The organism is Irregularibacter muris (assembly GCF_024622505.1).
Taxonomy (GTDB): Bacteria; Bacillota; Clostridia; order Eubacteriales; family Garciellaceae; genus Irregularibacter; species Irregularibacter muris.
In genome coordinates, this window is record NZ_JANKAS010000002.1 from 181,763 (window position 1) to 199,795 (window position 18,033).

Annotated in this window: 18 protein-coding genes; all 18 read left to right on the forward strand. The window is 33.3% G+C overall.

The annotated features are described in order from the left end of the window. The first annotated feature begins 5 nt into the window (after positions 1 to 5). The 18 genes from folD to NSA47_RS03310 all read left to right on the forward strand — a co-directional run bounded on the left by folD (position 6) and on the right by NSA47_RS03310 (position 18,026). Positions 6 to 851 carry a bifunctional methylenetetrahydrofolate dehydrogenase/methenyltetrahydrofolate cyclohydrolase FolD gene (gene folD / locus NSA47_RS03225; RefSeq protein WP_257529463.1) on the forward strand — a complete coding sequence of 282 codons (846 nt, stop codon included), beginning with the start codon at positions 6 to 8 and terminating at the stop codon, positions 849 to 851. A gap of 2 nt (positions 852 to 853) precedes the next feature. Next, entirely contained in the window at positions 854 to 2,071 is a 1,218-nt protein-coding gene (gene xseA / locus NSA47_RS03230) for an exodeoxyribonuclease VII large subunit (protein ID WP_373370304.1), read from the forward strand. Beyond that, the gene (locus NSA47_RS03235; RefSeq protein ID WP_257529465.1) at positions 2,061 to 2,312 is read left to right on the forward strand and encodes an exodeoxyribonuclease VII small subunit; all 252 of its coding nucleotides are present in this window, start codon (positions 2,061 to 2,063) and stop codon (positions 2,310 to 2,312) included. Before xseA ends, NSA47_RS03235 begins: the two co-directional genes overlap by 11 nt. Next, positions 2,302 to 3,198, forward strand: a complete 897-nt coding sequence (locus NSA47_RS03240) for a polyprenyl synthetase family protein (RefSeq protein WP_257529466.1) — start codon at positions 2,302 to 2,304, stop codon at positions 3,196 to 3,198. Before NSA47_RS03235 ends, NSA47_RS03240 begins: the two co-directional genes overlap by 11 nt. A 16-nt stretch (positions 3,199 to 3,214) precedes the next feature. Beyond that, entirely contained in the window at positions 3,215 to 3,658 is a 444-nt protein-coding gene (locus tag NSA47_RS03245; protein WP_257529467.1) for a divergent PAP2 family protein, read from the forward strand. A 692-nt stretch (positions 3,659 to 4,350) separates the two neighbouring features. Then, positions 4,351 to 5,160 (forward strand): TlyA family RNA methyltransferase, encoded by an 810-nt coding sequence (locus tag NSA47_RS03250; protein WP_257529468.1) that lies wholly within the window; start codon positions 4,351 to 4,353, stop codon positions 5,158 to 5,160. 103 nt (positions 5,161 to 5,263) lie between these two features. Next, positions 5,264 to 6,139, forward strand: a complete 876-nt coding sequence (locus NSA47_RS03255) for an NAD(+)/NADH kinase (RefSeq protein WP_257529469.1) — start codon at positions 5,264 to 5,266, stop codon at positions 6,137 to 6,139. Between the two features lie 12 nt (positions 6,140 to 6,151). Further along, entirely contained in the window at positions 6,152 to 6,601 is a 450-nt protein-coding gene (locus tag NSA47_RS03260; protein WP_257529470.1) for an arginine repressor, read from the forward strand. A gap of 20 nt (positions 6,602 to 6,621) precedes the next feature. Then, a complete protein-coding gene (gene recN / locus NSA47_RS03265; protein ID WP_257529471.1) occupies positions 6,622 to 8,334 on the forward strand; it encodes a DNA repair protein RecN in 1,713 nt (570 codons plus the stop codon). Positions 8,335 to 8,544: 210 nt separating this feature from the next. After that, positions 8,545 to 9,858: a SpoIVB peptidase gene (gene spoIVB, locus NSA47_RS03270; RefSeq protein ID WP_257529472.1), complete on the forward strand. Its 1,314-nt coding sequence runs from the start codon at positions 8,545 to 8,547 to the stop codon at positions 9,856 to 9,858. Between the two features lie 247 nt (positions 9,859 to 10,105). Then, positions 10,106 to 10,915, forward strand: a complete 810-nt coding sequence (gene spo0A / locus NSA47_RS03275; protein WP_257529473.1) for a sporulation transcription factor Spo0A — start codon at positions 10,106 to 10,108, stop codon at positions 10,913 to 10,915. 88 nt (positions 10,916 to 11,003) lie between these two features. After that, a complete protein-coding gene (pduL, locus tag NSA47_RS03280) occupies positions 11,004 to 11,576 on the forward strand; it encodes a phosphate propanoyltransferase (RefSeq protein ID WP_257529474.1) in 573 nt (190 codons plus the stop codon). Positions 11,577 to 11,701: 125 nt separating this feature from the next. Further along, complete coding sequence (locus NSA47_RS03285) at positions 11,702 to 12,916, forward strand: hypothetical protein (protein WP_257529475.1); 1,215 nt, start codon at positions 11,702 to 11,704, stop codon at positions 12,914 to 12,916. Positions 12,917 to 13,011: 95 nt separating this feature from the next. Beyond that, the gene (lgt, locus tag NSA47_RS03290) at positions 13,012 to 13,758 is read left to right on the forward strand and encodes a prolipoprotein diacylglyceryl transferase (protein WP_257529476.1); all 747 of its coding nucleotides are present in this window, start codon (positions 13,012 to 13,014) and stop codon (positions 13,756 to 13,758) included. Positions 13,759 to 13,870: 112 nt separating this feature from the next. Beyond that, positions 13,871 to 14,302: a division/cell wall cluster transcriptional repressor MraZ gene (gene mraZ, locus NSA47_RS03295; protein WP_257529477.1), complete on the forward strand. Its 432-nt coding sequence runs from the start codon at positions 13,871 to 13,873 to the stop codon at positions 14,300 to 14,302. Positions 14,303 to 14,353: 51 nt separating this feature from the next. After that, positions 14,354 to 15,298, forward strand: a complete 945-nt coding sequence (gene rsmH, locus NSA47_RS03300) for a 16S rRNA (cytosine(1402)-N(4))-methyltransferase RsmH (RefSeq protein ID WP_257529478.1) — start codon at positions 14,354 to 14,356, stop codon at positions 15,296 to 15,298. Positions 15,299 to 15,315: 17 nt separating this feature from the next. Then, on the forward strand, positions 15,316 to 15,801 hold the full coding sequence (locus NSA47_RS03305) for an FtsB/FtsL family cell division protein (protein WP_257529479.1): 486 nt from the start codon (positions 15,316 to 15,318) through the stop codon (positions 15,799 to 15,801). A 23-nt stretch (positions 15,802 to 15,824) separates the two neighbouring features. After that, entirely contained in the window at positions 15,825 to 18,026 is a 2,202-nt protein-coding gene (locus tag NSA47_RS03310; RefSeq protein WP_257529480.1) for a penicillin-binding transpeptidase domain-containing protein, read from the forward strand. Positions 18,027 to 18,033: the final 7 nt, after the last annotated feature.

Consider the following 18,033-nt stretch of genomic DNA (forward strand, 5'->3'; position numbering starts at 1 on the left):
AAGTTATGAACTCTAAAATTTTAGACGGCAAAAAACTTGCAAAGAAAATTAGGGAGGAAATAGCTCAAAAAGTTATCCATCTAAAAAATGAAAAAGCCATCATTCCAGGTATTGCAGTAATTATACTAGGGGAAGATCCTGCCTCTCATACATATGTAAATATGAAGGAAAAGGCTTGTAAGGAAGTAGGTTTCTATTCTGAAATACATAGGCTTCAGAATAGTACTAAGGAGGAAGAACTTTTAAAATTGATTGAACAATTAAATCATAATGAAAAGATTCATGGAATATTAGTACAGCTCCCTCTTCCCGATCATATTAATGAAAATATTATCAATGCACATATTAGTCCTTTTAAGGATGTGGATGGTTTTCATCCTTCCAATTTAGGAAAACTATTTTTGGGTCAGCCCAGTTTTGTTTCCTGCACTCCCAAGGGTATAATTAAATTATTAAAATATTATGGCGTGGAAATTCGGGGTAAACACGCTGTGGTCATTGGACGAAGTAATATTGTTGGCAAACCTATAGCTACTCTACTTTTAAATGAAGATGCAACAGTGACTCTTTGTCACTCCAAGACAAGAGACTTGGCTCAATACACCCAACAGGCAGATATTATTGTATCTGCTGTAGGGAAGGCACATCTGATTAATCATAAAATGATAAAAAGAGAAGCGATTATTATAGATGCAGGGATGAATAGATTAAATGGAAGTTTAGTAGGAGATATTGATTTCCATGATGTCATAGAAAAAGTAAAATTGATTACTCCTGTTCCGGGTGGGGTAGGACCTATGACCATTACCATGTTGCTGGAAAACACCTTAGAGGCGGCTTTGAGATCATGAAGATGAAAACTTTTAATGTAAGCGAAGTAAATGATTATATAAACAGACTATTGTCCATAGATGTGATTTTAAATAACTTACAGGTAGTGGGAGAAATTTCAAATTTTAAATTTCACTCCTCGGGACACATGTATTTTACTTTAAAAGATAAAAAAAGTCGCATTCGTTGTGTAATGTTTAATAGTTATTGTCAAGACTTAAAATTTATGCCTGAAGATGGAATGAGAGTGATTATAAAAGGATATATTTCAGTTTATGAGAGGGATGGTCAATACCAATTATATGCACAACAAATGCAGCCTGATGGCATAGGTTCATTATATTTAGCCTTTGAACAATTGAAACAAAAACTAGAATTAGAAGGGCTTTTCGATGATCATATTAAAAAGCCTATACCATTTTTACCAAAAACCATAGGCGTTATAACATCCGCTACTGGAGCAGCAGTAAGAGATATTATTTCAGTGATCACTCGGAGAAATCCCAATGTGGAAATTGTTATCTTCCATGTATTGGTACAAGGGACAGAGGCCTCTGGACAACTGGCTAAGGCCATAGAGTTTTTTAACAAAGAGAATAATGTAGACGTAATTATAATAGGAAGAGGCGGAGGATCTATTGAAGAACTTTGGGCATTCAATGAGGAAAAAGTTGCAAGGAGTATAGCCGCATCTAAAATACCAATAATTTCCGCAGTGGGTCATGAAACTGATTTTACAATCGCAGATTTTGTAGCCGATATGAGAGCAGCCACTCCTTCAGCTGCAGCTGAATTGGCAATACCACCAAAACTTGATTTGCAATATAATATTGCTATGCTTAAACAAAGATTAATTCAATTGATGAAAGGTATAATAAATAATAATAATCAAAAGCTTAAAGAAATAGAGAGATATTACAATCGGACTAGACTCCTTAATCTTTTAAATCAGTATAAGCAACAAATGGATTGGATAAATGTCAATCTAATAAGAGAAATGAATAAAAGGGCTTTTATTGAGAGGGAAAGGTTCCAAAGTGGATTGAAACAATTACAAAGTATAAGTCCACTGGCAGTATTAAATAGAGGTTTTGGAATGGTTAAGAATCAAGAAGATAAATTAATTGTAAGTATAGAAGAAGTAGAGAAAGGTGAGTCAATACAAATACTTATGAAAAATGGAAGCATTTATTGTAAAGTAGAGGGAACAGAGAAGGGGGGATACAACTTTGAAGGATAGTGAAAAAACCTTTGAACAAGGAGTAGAAAGATTAGAAGAAATTGTATCTATATTGGAAGATGGGAAAATTTCCTTAGAAAGAGCTGTGGAGATATTTGAAGAGGGAATACAACTTACGAAGTATTGCAATAGAAAATTAGAATCTATAGAAAATAAAATTAGTCTTTTGATAGAAGAAGATGGAAGTGTACAGGAGAAAAAGTTTGATTTATTTGGAGAGGAAGGGAAAAATGACATTTAACAAAAGATTAAAAGCATATGTTGAAGAGATTGACCAGTATTTAAAAAACGCTCTCCCAAAAGAACAAGAAATTCCCGATGTATTAATTCAGTCTATGGAATATAGTGTTTTTGCGGGAGGAAAGAGATTAAGACCCATATTACTTCTAGAGGCTATCAAATGCATTGATGAAAATAAGAGAGCACAAGCTATCCCATTAGCCTGTGCCTTAGAAATGATCCATACCTATTCCCTTATTCATGATGATTTGCCAGCCATGGATAATGATGATTTTAGACGGGGAAAACCTACAAACCATAAAGTCTATGGCGAGGGTATGGCTGTACTTACGGGGGATGCCCTTTTAAACTATTCTTTTGAGCTGATGCTCAATAATGTTCCCTTTAATACAGAGAGGGAAAAAGACAATTATATTCGGGCTATTCAAGAAATTGCAAAGGCCGCAGGGATATTTGGAATGATAGGAGGACAAACCAAGGATTTAGAATGTGAGAATCAAGGGTTGAACTTTGAAACACTGCAGTATATTCATTCCCACAAGACAGGAGCATTAATTCGGGCATCTTTAAGAGCAGGAGCTATGTGTGCAGGTGCCAATGAAAAGCAGCTAGAAGCTCTTACCTTGTTTGGGGAAAAAATAGGCCTAGCTTTTCAGATTGTGGATGATATCTTAGATATCATTGGTGATGAAACAAAATTAGGAAAGCGTGTAGGTAGCGATGATAAGAATAAAAAATTAACTTATCCCTCTATTTATGGTTTAGAAGAATCTAAAAAAATGGTAGAGGAACTTTTAAATGAAGCTCTTAAGGCTATAGAATTATTTGGTGCAAAAAGTGAATTTATAGGTGAATTAGGGAAGTTTATATGTATAAGGGATTATTAATTAAGGAGGAACAAGGGTGGAATTTTTTAATGGGATTATCCGGAACAGGGCGTTAAATGTTGCTATTTTATCATGGTTTATCGCCCAGGCTCTAAAGGTTATCATTACATTAATCCAAGAGAAAAAATTTGATTTTACGCGATTTATGGGTTCTGGAGGTATGCCTAGTTCTCATTCATCTTTTAGTATGGGATTAACCACCACCATAGGAAAAATGTATGGTTGGGATTCACCTATATTTGCCATATCTTTGTCTTTTGCTCTTATTGTTATGTATGATGCTGCCGGTGTTAGAAGAGCAGCAGGAAAACAAGCAAAAATTTTAAATAAAATGATTTATGATATACATGCAAGTAAAAAGCTTACTGAGGAGAGGTTGAAGGAATTATTGGGGCATACTCCTAAAGAGGTTTTCATGGGTGCACTATTAGGAATTATTATTGCAAATTTAATATATTAACTTTTGATTTCCATAATAATTTATGCTATAATTTATTTATTTTAAAATATAAAAGTTTATCCAATGGTAAAGAAGTAAATGTTCATATTTTATAAGTATGAAGATCGCCGTTTCTATTCTAATGACGTAGTATTTTAGTCAGGACTATCCAATCCGAAGGCCGCCAGAGGACATATGGATAAAGTTTCTTGGTTTGACTGCTGACGTCCAATGATGTTTAAATAGACCTTTAATACAATATTGTGTACATTATAGAGGAATTATGAATTTCATAATTCCTCTATAATTATCTAATAAGGTATGAAGGTAATTGTTGCTGATAATGAAAAATACATAAGAATGCCTAAAAAAGTGAAGAGAAGTTCAGAAAAAAAGAAAATCACAGTGCAGATGGGTTATACTAGTATCCATAGAGACCTTGATTATATCCATATTCTAAGTCTTTTTTAGAGATTCCACTGAAAAATACAAACTTATATAGTGTTTTTGTTCTTCTAATCTTTATTATTTTTATTGGTATAATATTTAATATGATGAAGATAGCTGTTCGCGCGATAAATGAAATACCTTTTCATTAAATAACTACAAATAGGTATAAACAAGTACAAAGTCTAAAAAGGTTGAAGATGTATAGGGAAATAAAAAATGGGTAGAAAAAATAGATTTACCATATTAATTTAGGAGAGAATAGAATGAAAAAAAGATTAGATACAATCCTATATGAACAGGGTTTTTTTGAAAGTCGTGAAAAAGCCAAGGCGGCTATCATGGCTGGAATAGTGTTTGTCCAAGGGCAGCTTAGGGATAAACCCGGGGAAAAAATAGATGAAAAGGCAACAATCAAAGTAAAAGGTGATGCTAATCCTTATGTTAGCAGGGGAGGACTAAAACTACAAAAAGCTTTTGAGATTTTTACCTTTGATGTAAAAAATAGGACGGTATTGGATATCGGTGCTTCCACAGGGGGATTTACCGATTGTCTTCTACAGCATGGGGCACAAAAAGTATATTCCATAGATGTAGGCTATGGACAATTGGCTTGGAAACTTAGACAAGATCCACGGGTAGTTCCCATGGAACGTACAAATTTTAGATATATAACCTTAGAGAATATCGGAGAAATTGCCACCCGTGCTACCATAGATGTATCCTTTATTTCTCTTGCAATTATACTAAAAAATTTATATCATTTAATAGACTCAAAGGGAGAGATTATTGCATTGATAAAGCCTCAGTTTGAAGCGGGAAGAGAAAAAGTAGGGAAAAGAGGTGTGGTAGCCGATCCCAAAACCCATATTGAAGTTATTAAAAAAGTTACTGATCAAATGAGGGATATAGGCTTTTTTATAAAGGGATTGTCTTATTCACCTATAACAGGTCCCCAAGGAAATATTGAGTTTCTTTCCTATATTACTAAAGATCCAAACAGTGGGATGGATTTAATAGAAGAGGAAATAGTCCGGGTTGTGGAAGAAGCTCATAATAGCTTGGAGAAAAACTAATATCTGTGAATAGAGAGCACATTTTTATGATGAATATATGATGAAAATGCAGGAAAAATACATAAGGTAGTAGAATAATTATAGATAAACAGGCGGTGGTGATGTGAAAAGGGTAGGTATTATCCCTAATTTTACTAAAGACAAAAATTTAGACTTAACGAAAAAAATAATACAATGGATTGAACAACATGATGGGGAAGTATTGTTGCAAAAAATAGACGCGGAAAAAATACATAGAAAAGATTTAGCATATAAAGCTGATGAAATATACGCTTATGCTGATTTTATCATCGTTCTCGGTGGAGATGGTACACTCCTAGGTGTATCTAGAAGGGTAGGAAAAAATGAAACTCCAATTCTAGGAGTAAACTTAGGACATTTAGGCTTCCTTACAGAAGTAGAAATAGGAGATATTTATCAAGCCCTAGAAAATATTATGGCAGATCATTATGCTTTAGAAAAGAGAATGATGTTAGAAGTTGCTGTTTTTAATAACAATAAATTAGTAAAAACTTTTTTTGCCTTAAATGATGTTGTTATCACCAAAGGAGCCTTTGCAAGAATTATAAACTTAAAAACCTTTATTGATAATAATTATTTAGATACTTATCCTGCTGATGGGCTTATTATTTCCAGTCCTACTGGTTCTACAGCTTATTCACTTTCTGCCGGTGGACCTATAGTAGACCCCAAAAATAGCTTGCTAATTATTACTCCCATATGTCCCCATAGACTTAATGCAAGGTCAGTTATTATCTCGGATAGAGAAAAAATCCGAGTGGAAATAGAGGATAGGAAGAATGATATTTTATTGACAATAGATGGTCAGGAGGGATATAAACTTCAAGATGAAGATGACATTGTTGTGAAAAAAGCTGAGTTTTCTGCTAACTTTATTAGGGTTAATCATCGGACCTTTTACGATGTATTAAGAAATAAATTAGCGGAAAGAACAGTGCTCCACAAGGATAATGTTTAGGGAGGAATAATATTGAAGATCTCAAGACATGCAAAAATATTAGAAATTATTAAAGAAAATAAGATTGAGACCCAAGAAGAATTAGCAGAAATTCTTAAAAAAAATGGATTTAATGTAACTCAGGCCACTGTATCACGGGATATAAAGGAATTAAGACTCATAAAAGTAATGTCAGATAATCATCGTTATCATTATGCACCATTACAAAACACCGACAATTTAATGAATGATCGTATTATAAAGGTATTTAAAGAGTCTGTTCAAGGTATTGACTATGCTGGTTATACCATAGTCATAAAAACATTATCGGGTACAGCCTCAGCCGCATCAGTAGCTATTGATGCTTTGCATTGGGGAGAGATCGTAGGGTGTATTGCGGGAGATGATACCATTTTTGTTCTAATAAGAGATATTAGCATGATGGAAAATATGGTAGAGCGATTTAAAAAATTAATCAAATAGTTAGTGAGGAGAAGAGTAATATGTTATTAGAATTAAATATATCTAATTTTGCTTTAATTGACTCCTTAAAGATAAACTTTAATCAGGGTTTAAATATACTAACAGGTGAAACTGGTGCAGGGAAGTCTATAATCATAGATGCTCTGGGTCTAATATTAGGTCAACGAGCTAATAGAGAAAGCATTAGACAAGGTCAAAAAAAGATGATTATAGAAGCATTATTTCAAGTGATTCCCCATAATCAATCAAGAATACAAAATCTTTTAGAGGAAAAAGGAATTGATATGGAAGAGGATTACACCATGATTATGACTCGTGAGTTAACCAATAATGGGAAAAGCATATGCCGGATAAACGGTAGAATAGTCCCTGTAAGCACGATGAAAGAGCTGGGAGAATTATTAGTGGATATACATGGGCAACATGAACATCAATCCTTATTACACTGGGAAACCCATAAAGAGCTTTTAGATTCCTATGGTGGAGATACTATTGGAGAGTTAAGTAGTGAAACGAAAAAGCATTATCAGCAATATAAGAATGTCCAAAAATCCTTAGAAGAACTTATACAAGATGATATGTATCTAGAAAGGCAAAAGGATATTATAAAATTTCAGGTGGTAGAAATTGAAGAGGCTAAGTTAAAGGAAAGTGAAGAAGAGCTGCTGGAAGAAAGAAGAAATTTATTAGTAAATGCAGAAAAACTTTTTCAAAATGCAAATCAAGCATATGAATTGCTCTATGGAAGAATAGACGGACAGGCTTCTATTTATGACCAATTGAGCCAGGCTTTGGATTGTATTGAAAAAATAAGTACTATTGATTCGGGAATGAAATCTGTTTTAGATCAATTAAATAATGCTTTTATACAAGTTGAAGACGTTAGTTTTGCCATAAGAGATTATAATGAAGATATGGAGTTTAATCCCCAAGAACTGGATCAAATAGAAAAACGGCTGAGTACAATAAATGATTTAAAAAGAAAATATGGTGGAAGCATAGAAGAAATACTGCTGTATAAGCAAGAACAACAAAAAAAATTATTGAGAATAGAAAATAAAAATGATGAAATTGAAAAACTTCAAATGAATATGAAAAAATGCTGGCAGGATTATATCACAGTCTCACAAAAACTATCCTCCACTCGACATATAATCGCCAAGCAATTGGAAGACAATATCATCAAAGAACTCAGAAGCTTAGGTATGGAAAAAGCGCAGTTTAAAGTCAATATACAGACTTCAGAAAAGTACGCCAGTGACAATGGTATAGATAAAATTGAATTTTTAATATCCACTAATCTTGGACAGGAAGCAAGGCCTTTAATCAAAATAGCTTCTGGAGGAGAAATATCAAGGATTATGTTAGCTTTTAAGACAATTTTAGCTAATGTAGATAAAAAAGAAACTTTAATATTTGATGAAGTAGACACAGGGATTAGTGGAAGAACTGCACAAGTAGTAGCAGAGAAAATGGCAAAGATTGCTAAGACCTATCAAGTGATATGTATAACCCATTTGCCACAGCTGGCTTCTATGGCTGATACGCATTATCTTATTGAGAAAAAAATAGAAAATAATGAAACCAGAACCAATATCTATGAACTCTTAACCAAAGAACAAACAGGAGAATTAGCTAGAATGCTTGGAGGAGCAGAGCTTACAACTCTTACTCTTAGTCATGCAAAGGAAATGTTGCATATGGCAAAACAAATAAAAAGTAATTTAAAATAGGATTATCCTATTTTTTTTGCAAAAATTATTTTGCGGCAAGATCATATGCAAAAATTCAAGCCAGAACTAAAAATATTTTAGATGCTTTTCAATTTATTCATGGAAATATTTAAAAATATCCAATTGAATAACAGATTACGCAAAAGGAAATCTTAATAGTAATGCTTTTATTTTGGAGGTGAAAAATATTATAACAAAAATATTGGGAGAGTGGTTTTTTTGAATAAAATAAAAATAAAAAAAATTCTAGGGATTTTTTTAATTATATTATTATTATCTGTTAATTTTAGCGATTCTTTTCAAAAGATAGTAAATTTCCCTCATGAAATATACGTCATAGAGGGGGAAGAAAGAGTGCTAAACTTTAACCTCCCGATTAAATTAAAGGCAACAGCTGAGGAAAATTATATTATGGAAGTTAATGGTTCAAAAAAAGCTGACTATAATTTAAATCTAAAAAATCCTATTAAACTTCAGTCAGATAAGACAGGAGAAATAGATTTAAATATTAAACTATTTGGTTTCTTGCCTATACGTTCTATGAAAGTTAAGGTATTGCCAGATGTTAAATTATATCCTGGCGGTCAATCTATAGGAGTAAAATTAAAAACAAAGGGTGTAATCGTAGTAGGATTATCTGAGATAGAAGCAGAGGATGGCAAAGCTCATTCTCCAGGGCTAGATGCCAATGTAAATGTAGGAGATATCGTGTATAAGATAGATGACCAAAAAGTAAATACAGCAGAGGAAGTATCTAAGGTTATTAATAATATTTCTGATCGGCCAGTAAAGCTTGAAATCAAAAGAAAAGATACATGGGAAAAAATTAGTGTCCAACCTATTAAGGATAAAACAGATGGCAAATACAAAATTGGATTATGGGTAAGAGATAATACTGCAGGAGTAGGAACATTAACATTTTATCATGATAAATCAAAAAAATATGGTGCATTGGGACATGCTATTACAGATATAACAACTGGCATTATTATGCCAGTGAATAATGGAGAAATAGTCTCTTCCAAGGTTGCCTCTGTTATACAGGGTAAAAAGGGTAAGCCAGGGGAAATAAGAGGTATTTTTTATAATGAGGATAAGAAAATAGGAAATATCGAAAAAAACACCTCACAAGGTCTTTATGGAACAGTTTATTCCCAACTCATTAATGATAAAATACCCAAAGCGCTTTCCATCGGATTACAGCAGCATATAAAGGAAGGACCTGCAAAAATACTAACGACTCTTGATGATAATCAGGTAGAAATGTATGATATAGAAATAGAAAAACTAACAATGCAGCCCTCAAAGACAGGAAAAAGCATGATCATTAAAGTTACTGATCCTAGATTATTAGAAAAGACTGGTGGTATAGTACAAGGAATGAGTGGTAGTCCTATTATACAAGAAAATAAAATAGTAGGGGCGGTAACCCATGTTTTTGTGAATGATCCTTCCAAAGGTTATGGAATATTCATAGAATGGATGCTAGAAGAGGCAGATATCAATTTAATGGAAAAACAGTAGGAATACTTTAAAAGAACTCTTAAAAGGGTTCTTTTTTTTGAAAGAATAAATCCTGTCTTCCCCTTGATGATTAAACTCATTTCTTTCTCTAGAGTAAAGATAGTTGCTCTCATAAAAAAATTCAAAATATCCTATTAAAAATAAAGTATTTAGAAAAAGTTCATAAATTTGAAGGATAAAATTAACTATTGTCGAATAATTTAAAAAGATGTACTTTAGGAATGGAATAATAAGGGGGATATGAACAATGGAAAAAATCAAAATAGTGATTGCAGATGATAATAAAGATTTTTCTAACATTTTAAGTGATTTTTTGGAGCAACAGGAGGATATGGAAGTAATAGGCGTTGCCAAAGATGGCATGGAGGCCCTGGAAATAATAGGAGATATGCAACCAGATGTATTAGTCTTAGATATTATTATGCCAATTCTGGATGGGTTAGCTGTGCTAGAAAGGCTAGACTCTTTAAATACACCTAAGAAACCTAAGGTAATTGTTTTGTCAGCAGTAGGACAAGATAAAATTACCCAAAGGGCTGTGGAATCAGGAGCGGATTATTATGTAGTAAAGCCCTTTGATATGGAGATTTTTGCAAAACGTATTCGTCAGATCGTGGATACTACTTCAGTTGCACAGGAAAATGATATCGTACATAGACCTTTACCTATTACCAATGTACACAAAATGGCCCAAGGAAATAAAGCAAATATAGATTCTCAAATAACAAATATCATCCATGAAATTGGCGTACCTGCACATATCAAAGGATATATATATCTTAGAGAAGCAATAAAAATGGTAATAAAAAATATTGATTTATTAAGTGCAGTTACCAAAGAATTATATCCTTCCATTGCAAAAAAACATAACACTACTCCTAGTAGAGTAGAAAGAGCTATTCGACATGCTATAGAAGTGGCATGGAGTAGAGGGAAACTAGATACAATTAACGCTTTGTTCGGATATACTATAAATAATGAAAAGGGAAAACCTACAAATTCAGAGTTTATTGCTATGGTAGCAGATAAGCTTCGTTTAGATGTCTATGCGGAATAAGCAAAATAAATTGTATACAAAATTCACAGGATATATGTTACAATATTGACTAGAAATAATATTAAACATGGTATGAGGAGGAAATGATATGAAAAACATGATACCAGTAGCTATGTCCAATAGACATATTCACCTAAGTCAGGAAGACTTAGACATTTTATTTGGAGAAGGATATCAATTAACGAAAATGAAAGACCTATCACAGCCAGGACAATATGCCTGTGAAGAAAAGGTAGATATTGTTGGACCAAAGGGAACCCTTAAAGGAGTTAGAATACTAGGACCAGTAAGAACCCATACGCAAATTGAAATATCTGTTTCAGATGGATTTGTTTTAGGAGTAAAGGCACCTACTCGTGACTCTGGAAATATTGAAGATACACCTGGAGCAAAAATTATAGGACCTAAAGGTGAAGTTGAAATCGAAAAAGGCATAATTGTAGCGGCAAGACATATTCATATGCACGCAGAAGAAGCCAAGCAATTTGAAGTGAAGGACAAAGACATAGTCAATGTGAAAATCAATGGCCCAAGGGGATTGATCTTTAATAATGTTTTAGTCAGAGTAAGTCCTTCTTATGCTTTAGAAATGCACGTGGATGTTGAAGAAGGTAATGCTGCGGCAATAAAAAATGGACAAATGGTAGAATTAATTAAATAAAAAATATAAAAATATCTCTCTAGGTAGAATGTGATTTGCCCAAAAGAGATATTTTTATCTTTAAAAACTAAAAAGAATATTCCTTTCTGTATTACATAAATATTTAAGTAATAGGAGGGTGGAATATGATTTTTAAGAATACTAAGTCCTATTTGGTCCATGGAATATTGTTAGGTTGCTTTGCTACAAGTTATATGACAAGTTCAGTTTTGATGGAAAATAAGATGCTTTTTGTTGCTATATTTTTATTGTTTTGGGCAATAAATAGATTTAAGAGCATCAAAGATAAAAAGGCTTTTACAAAAATCATGATTTTAGGAATATTTATTGGTTACTTTCTAAACTTCCTATTTCTATATGGTGGTCAGATTGATTATCAATATTCAGTAGAACAGCAAGCAGAACAGGAGATAAATGAAAATGCTGCAATATTAGTTTTACCAACATACCCTAAATTTTATGAACCTAAAACTTGGAAACATATCATATCAAACTCTCCCAATTATTCAAAAATTCAGAAAAAAATATTTTCTCCATTTATACTCTATAAATATAAGAAAATATATAAGAAGGCCGGATTAGATCCTTCTACACAGATTGCAAAAGAATTCGAAAATACCATAAAAAAGTCATGGAAAAACAATGATGGGAATTTATATATTGCTTATTTAAATCAAAAGCCACTTTTAGAAGAACAAATTATAAAAGCTATACAAGGGGGAGCAACAAATATAGGGATAATAAATATCCTATTGGATCAATCAGACCAGTGGTTTCAAATTCAGGAAAGAGTAGAAAAAGTTAGATTTTATAACTATAATGCCCATGTTTTTTATAATAACCCATTTTGGGAAGAGGAAGATTTAAAACAAGCATTGGTAAAAAAAATAGAAGATGCTACAAAAGAGAAAAAGAAATCCAAGGTAGGGGTATTATTGGTGGGCAGTGGATATACAGATAGAGCAAATATAAATGTGAAAGAGGCGGATAAACAGCAAATCGCCTTTGCAAGAGATATAAAAAACCATCTAATGCTAAGGGGTTATGAAAATAAAAAGACCAAAATGGCATTTTTAAATAGCAATCAATATTCTATAAAAAGAAGCATGTCAGAAATCCTAGACCAAGGTATTTCAGAACTAGTTGTAGCACCTATATATATTCCTTTTGATAATCTATATAGTACAATAATTATTCCAGAGCAGGTAGAAAAAATAGAAATTCCCTCTTCAATTAAGGTGAATTATGTTTCAGGTTGGAACACTCACCCAGATTTTATGAAAGCAGTTTATAGGAAACTAGATGACATATATAATGAGAAGTCGCCCATGACTAAGTAGAAAACATAGGATTAAAACCTTGAAACATTCAATAAAGAATTCTATAATATTTAAGAAGAATAATTTAAAAAAATTATATAAAAGGAGAGTGCACAGTGGATCCAATAGCTTTTAATATATTTGGTTTACCAGTAAGATGGTATGGATTATTAATGTCAAGTAGTATTCTAATAGGATTACTCTTAGCTATGCATTTAGCGAAAAAAAATAATTATGATGCTGAAAAAATATTAGATTTAGTTTTTTATGCCACTCCAGCGGCTATAATTGGTGCTAGACTATATTACGTGATTTTCAAATGGGAATATTATTCCCAATATCCAAAGGAAATATTTGCCATATGGCATGGAGGATTGGCAATTCATGGAGCAGTTATTGCAGCTATAATTGTGGCTATAATCTATACTCGTAAAAAGGGGCTGTCATTTTGGGAGATCGTTGACTATATGGCACCTAGCTTAATCCTAGGACAGGCTATTGGAAGATGGGGGAATTTTTTTAATCAAGAGGCCTACGGGGGAGAAACCAATCTACCTTGGGCCATTACAGTCAATGATCCTATTAAGGGAATGATCAAGGTGCATCCTACATTTTTTTATGAGTTTCTATGGAATTTAGCTATCTTTTTTTTCCTTCTTTGGTATGGAAAAAGAAAAAAAGCTAATGGTGAAGTATTTCTGTTGTATGCAATACTATATTCAGTAGGCAGATTTTTTATTGAAGGACTAAGAACGGATAGTCTAATGTTTGGAGAAATTCGTGTAGCTCAACTCATCAGTGTTTTAACCATAATAATGGGAGTAGTTATAATAAATTATTTAAGAAAAAATAGAACTTCATGAAGTTCTATTTTTTTTTGCCAAAAAGAAGGATTTTCATGATAAATGTGTAATTAAATAACTTAGTGGGTAAAAGTGGGGATAAGTGGTAGAATCCTCAATGAGGTGTGATCATATGTTTATTGGGGAATATCAACACAACATAGATAATAAAGGAAGAATGATTATTCCGTCTAAGTTTAGAGAAGGATTAGGAGAACATTTTGTACTTACCAAGGGACTAGATGGATGTTTATTTGTATATTCTATTGACGAGTGGAAAATACTTGAGGAGAAATTGCGTTCTCTTCCTTTAACCAGCAAAGATGCAAGGGCTTTTGTGCGTTTCTTCTTTGCTGGAGCAACAGAATGTGAATTTGATAAACAAGGTAGAATTGTTATTCCCGGTAACTTAAGAGAGTACGCTGGCATAGTTAAGGAAGCTATCATTATAGGGGTTTCCAATAGACTAGAAGTATGGAGTAAAGAAAAATGGTTGGATTATAATGATGATGAAGACCTAAGCTATGATGCCATTGCAGAGAAAATGTCTTTGCTAGGGATATAAAGATATCAAAATGACAAAATAAAATAAAAAAGTGATTAGGAGAGTGACAAAATGGAATTTAATCATATCCCTATTATGCTGGATGAATGTATTGAACATTTAAAAATCAATCCCACAGGAACATATATAGATGGCACCTTAGGTGGTGCTGGCCATGGACAAGCTATTTGTAGCAGATTAGAAGAAAAAGGACATTTTATAGGCATCGACCAAGATGAAAACGCCATTCATATAGCAACAGAAAGATTAATAGGACAAAGACCTCAAATATCCATTGTAAGGGACAATTTTAGAAATATAAAACAAATATTAAATAGTCTTAAAATAGATGAAATTGATGGAATGTTATTGGACTTAGGAGTTTCTTCCCATCAATTGGATGAACCTGAAAGGGGATTCTCCTATCAACATGACGCTCCGCTTGATATGAGAATGGATAATAGACAATCCCTTAGTGCTGAATATATTGTAAATAATTATTCACAGGATGAATTAACAAGAATTATAAAGGAGTATGGAGAAGAGAACTGGGCCAATAGGATTGCAAAATTTATTATTGATTACAGAAAAAATAGAACAATTCATACCACCGGGGAACTAGTGGAAATAATCAAAAATGCAATTCCAGCAAAAGCTAGGAGAACCGGAGGTCACCCCGCCAAAAGAACATTTCAGGCATTAAGAATAGAGGTGAATAATGAATTAGGCATTCTTGAAAATACCATTCGGGATATTCTTGAACACCTGATTCCAGGAGGAAGATTATGTATTATTACTTTTCACTCATTAGAAGATCGTATAGTGAAAAAAGTGTACAAACATTTTGAAAATCCTTGTACATGTCCTCCAGAATTTCCCCAATGTATATGTAATCAAAAATCCTTAGTAAAAGTAATTACTCGAAAACCAATAATTCCACAGGCACAAGAAATAAAAGATAATCCAAGATCTAGAAGTGCGAAATTAAGGGTGTTAGAAAGGAATAGTTCTAAATAAAAAAGGAGTGAATAAAAATGTTAGTAGCAGAAAAACGAAATTATCAATATGCATTAGAAGAACCTGTATATAAACCTAATAGGAAACCAAAAAGCAATTCAAAGAGCAAAACAAAAACTCATGCTAAGACAAAAAGAATAGTAAAGGTAAAGTACATGGCATTTACTATGCTGATTTTTGTGGTGGCATTAACAATACTTTTTCAATATACAAAACTAAATACTATGAATGCAGAAATTCTAAATCTAGAGCAGGAATTAAATGAATTACATATGTTAACGGATAGTGTTGAGGGTCAGTTATTGGCAAGTGAAGACCTAGGAAAAATAGAAGATATCGCAAAAAATCAACTGGGCATGATAGAGCCTACAGCTGAACAAATGGTTCCTATAAAGGTGAGTCATTCTGAAAATGCAAAATTAGGTGCTAGTAATTCAAATACCACTCCTAATCACGATAATTCGGTAGCTTTCCTTTCTAAAATCCTAAATTTTATTGATTAGTTTGGTTAAGGGGGTTGTATTACTTGTCTGCATTACAACTGCGACTTAAAAGAAGATTAATTTTTAGTTTGCTTACTTTGGTAATTCTATTTATGGTGCTCGTAGGAAGATTAACTTATCTACAAATTTTCGCCTCTGTAGACTTAATGGAAAAGAAGCTAGATCAGTTGGTGGCTACTATACCCATTACGGCTGCTAGAGGCGATATTTATGATAAAAACATGGAAATCTTGGCAAAGGATGCAACCAGTACCAGCATATATGCCAGACCTAAAGATATAAAAGATGTTCAAGAAGTAGCAAACGTCTTATCAGAAGTATTAGAGTTAGATCAAGAAAATATTTATAAAAAATTGAAAGATGATACCCAGAGTATTGTACTCATTCAAAGAAAAGTCGATAATGACAAAGCACAACAGATTAGAAAACAAAACTTAAGAGGACTGGAGTTTGCGGAAGATAAGAAAAGATACTATAAAAATGGTCACTTTGCTCCCTATGTACTAGGTTTTACAGGCGTGGATCATCAAGGACTTTATGGTATTGAACGACAATATGATGATGCATTGAAGGGGCAAGATGGTACATTAACATATCAAAGAGATGCAAGGGGAAGAAAAATTGCAACAGGCACAGAAACACGTGTTGATCCAATCTCTGGTAATAGCATACAATTGAGTTTAGACTCTACTATACAACATTTTTCAGAAAGAGCTGCTGAAAAGGCTATGTATGAAAATGATGCTAAACGAGTAACAATATTAGTAATGGAACCTAAAACAGGAGATATTCTTGGGATGGCTACTAAGCCAGACTATGATCTAAATAATCCACGGGAAATTCCAGATATTTTAAATACCAAATTATATCATGATTTTACTGAAAAGAGTGATGATGATTCAGAAAGAAAAGAAAAAGATTTAGGACAAAAACAACAAGAAATGTGGAAAAATCCAGCGGTTGCATTTAATTATGAACCGGGTTCAACGTTTAAGATTATTACCTCCTCTGCAGGGTTAGAAGAAGGGGTAGTTACACCAGAGTCATCCTTCTATGATAAGGGCTTTATCGTTGTTGGAGATAGAAAACTTAAGTGCTGGAGGTATCCAAGGGCCCATGGGGCTCAAACCTTTAAAGAAGCTGTACAAAACTCATGTAACCCTGCCTTTGTAGAGGTCGCTTTAGAATTGGGGGCAGATCGCTTTTATAAACATATCTATGGATTCGGCTTTGGTGAAAAAACAGGTATAGATCTAGAAGGGGAAGAAGCAGGAATTGTGCCTGCAAACCATGATGTTAGTGATGTATCCCTTGCAACAAGATCCTATGGCCAGGGAATTACAGTAACGCCCATTCAATTAATTTCTGCTGTCTCGGCTGTGGCTAATGATGGGGTATTAATGAAACCACGGATAGTGAGAAGTCTACTTGAATCGGATAGCAATAAAGTGATCCATGAGTATAAACCAGAGGAAGTGAGACAAGTAATTTCAAAGGAAACGTCACGAACTCTTTTGGATATACTTGAAACAGTTGTTAGCGAAGGTACTGGGTCTAAAGCTCAAGTGCCAGGTTATGCAGTAGGAGGGAAAACAGGAACGGCAAACAAAGTAATTGATGGTAAATATGGTGATGGAAAATATGTAGCCTCTTTTGTTGGCATAGCCCCTACAACTGATCCAAAAGTAACTGTTTTAGTAATTATTGATGAGCCTGGTCCATACAATCACTATGGGGGTCAAATTGCAGCTCCTGTAGCCGGCGAAGTGATGGGAGAAGTTTTGAAATATTTGGATATTCCTCCAAACTATGAAGAAGAAATAGACCAGGTAGAAAAGGTGACTATTCCAGAGGTACGAAATATGACCATGGATGAAGCCGCACAAATATTGTCAACCAAAAAATTATCTTTCATCACAGATGGTATAAAGGGAGAGGATATCATTATTGATCAAAGTCCTTTACCAGGTGTTGAAGTAGATGTGAATACAAAAATACAATTGAAAATAAAGCACGCCCAAGGAAACTCCACAGAAGATAGCAAAAAAATTATGGTGCCAAATGTGATTGATAAATCCATTCAGCAGGCCCATGAGATTTTAAAAGAGAATGACCTAAATATCCAGATAGTGGGAAGTGGAATTTCGGTAAAACAAAATCCTTCACCGGGAGAATATGTTGAAAAAGGATCTCACATAACAGTAGAATTTAAACCAGTAGAATAAAATTACT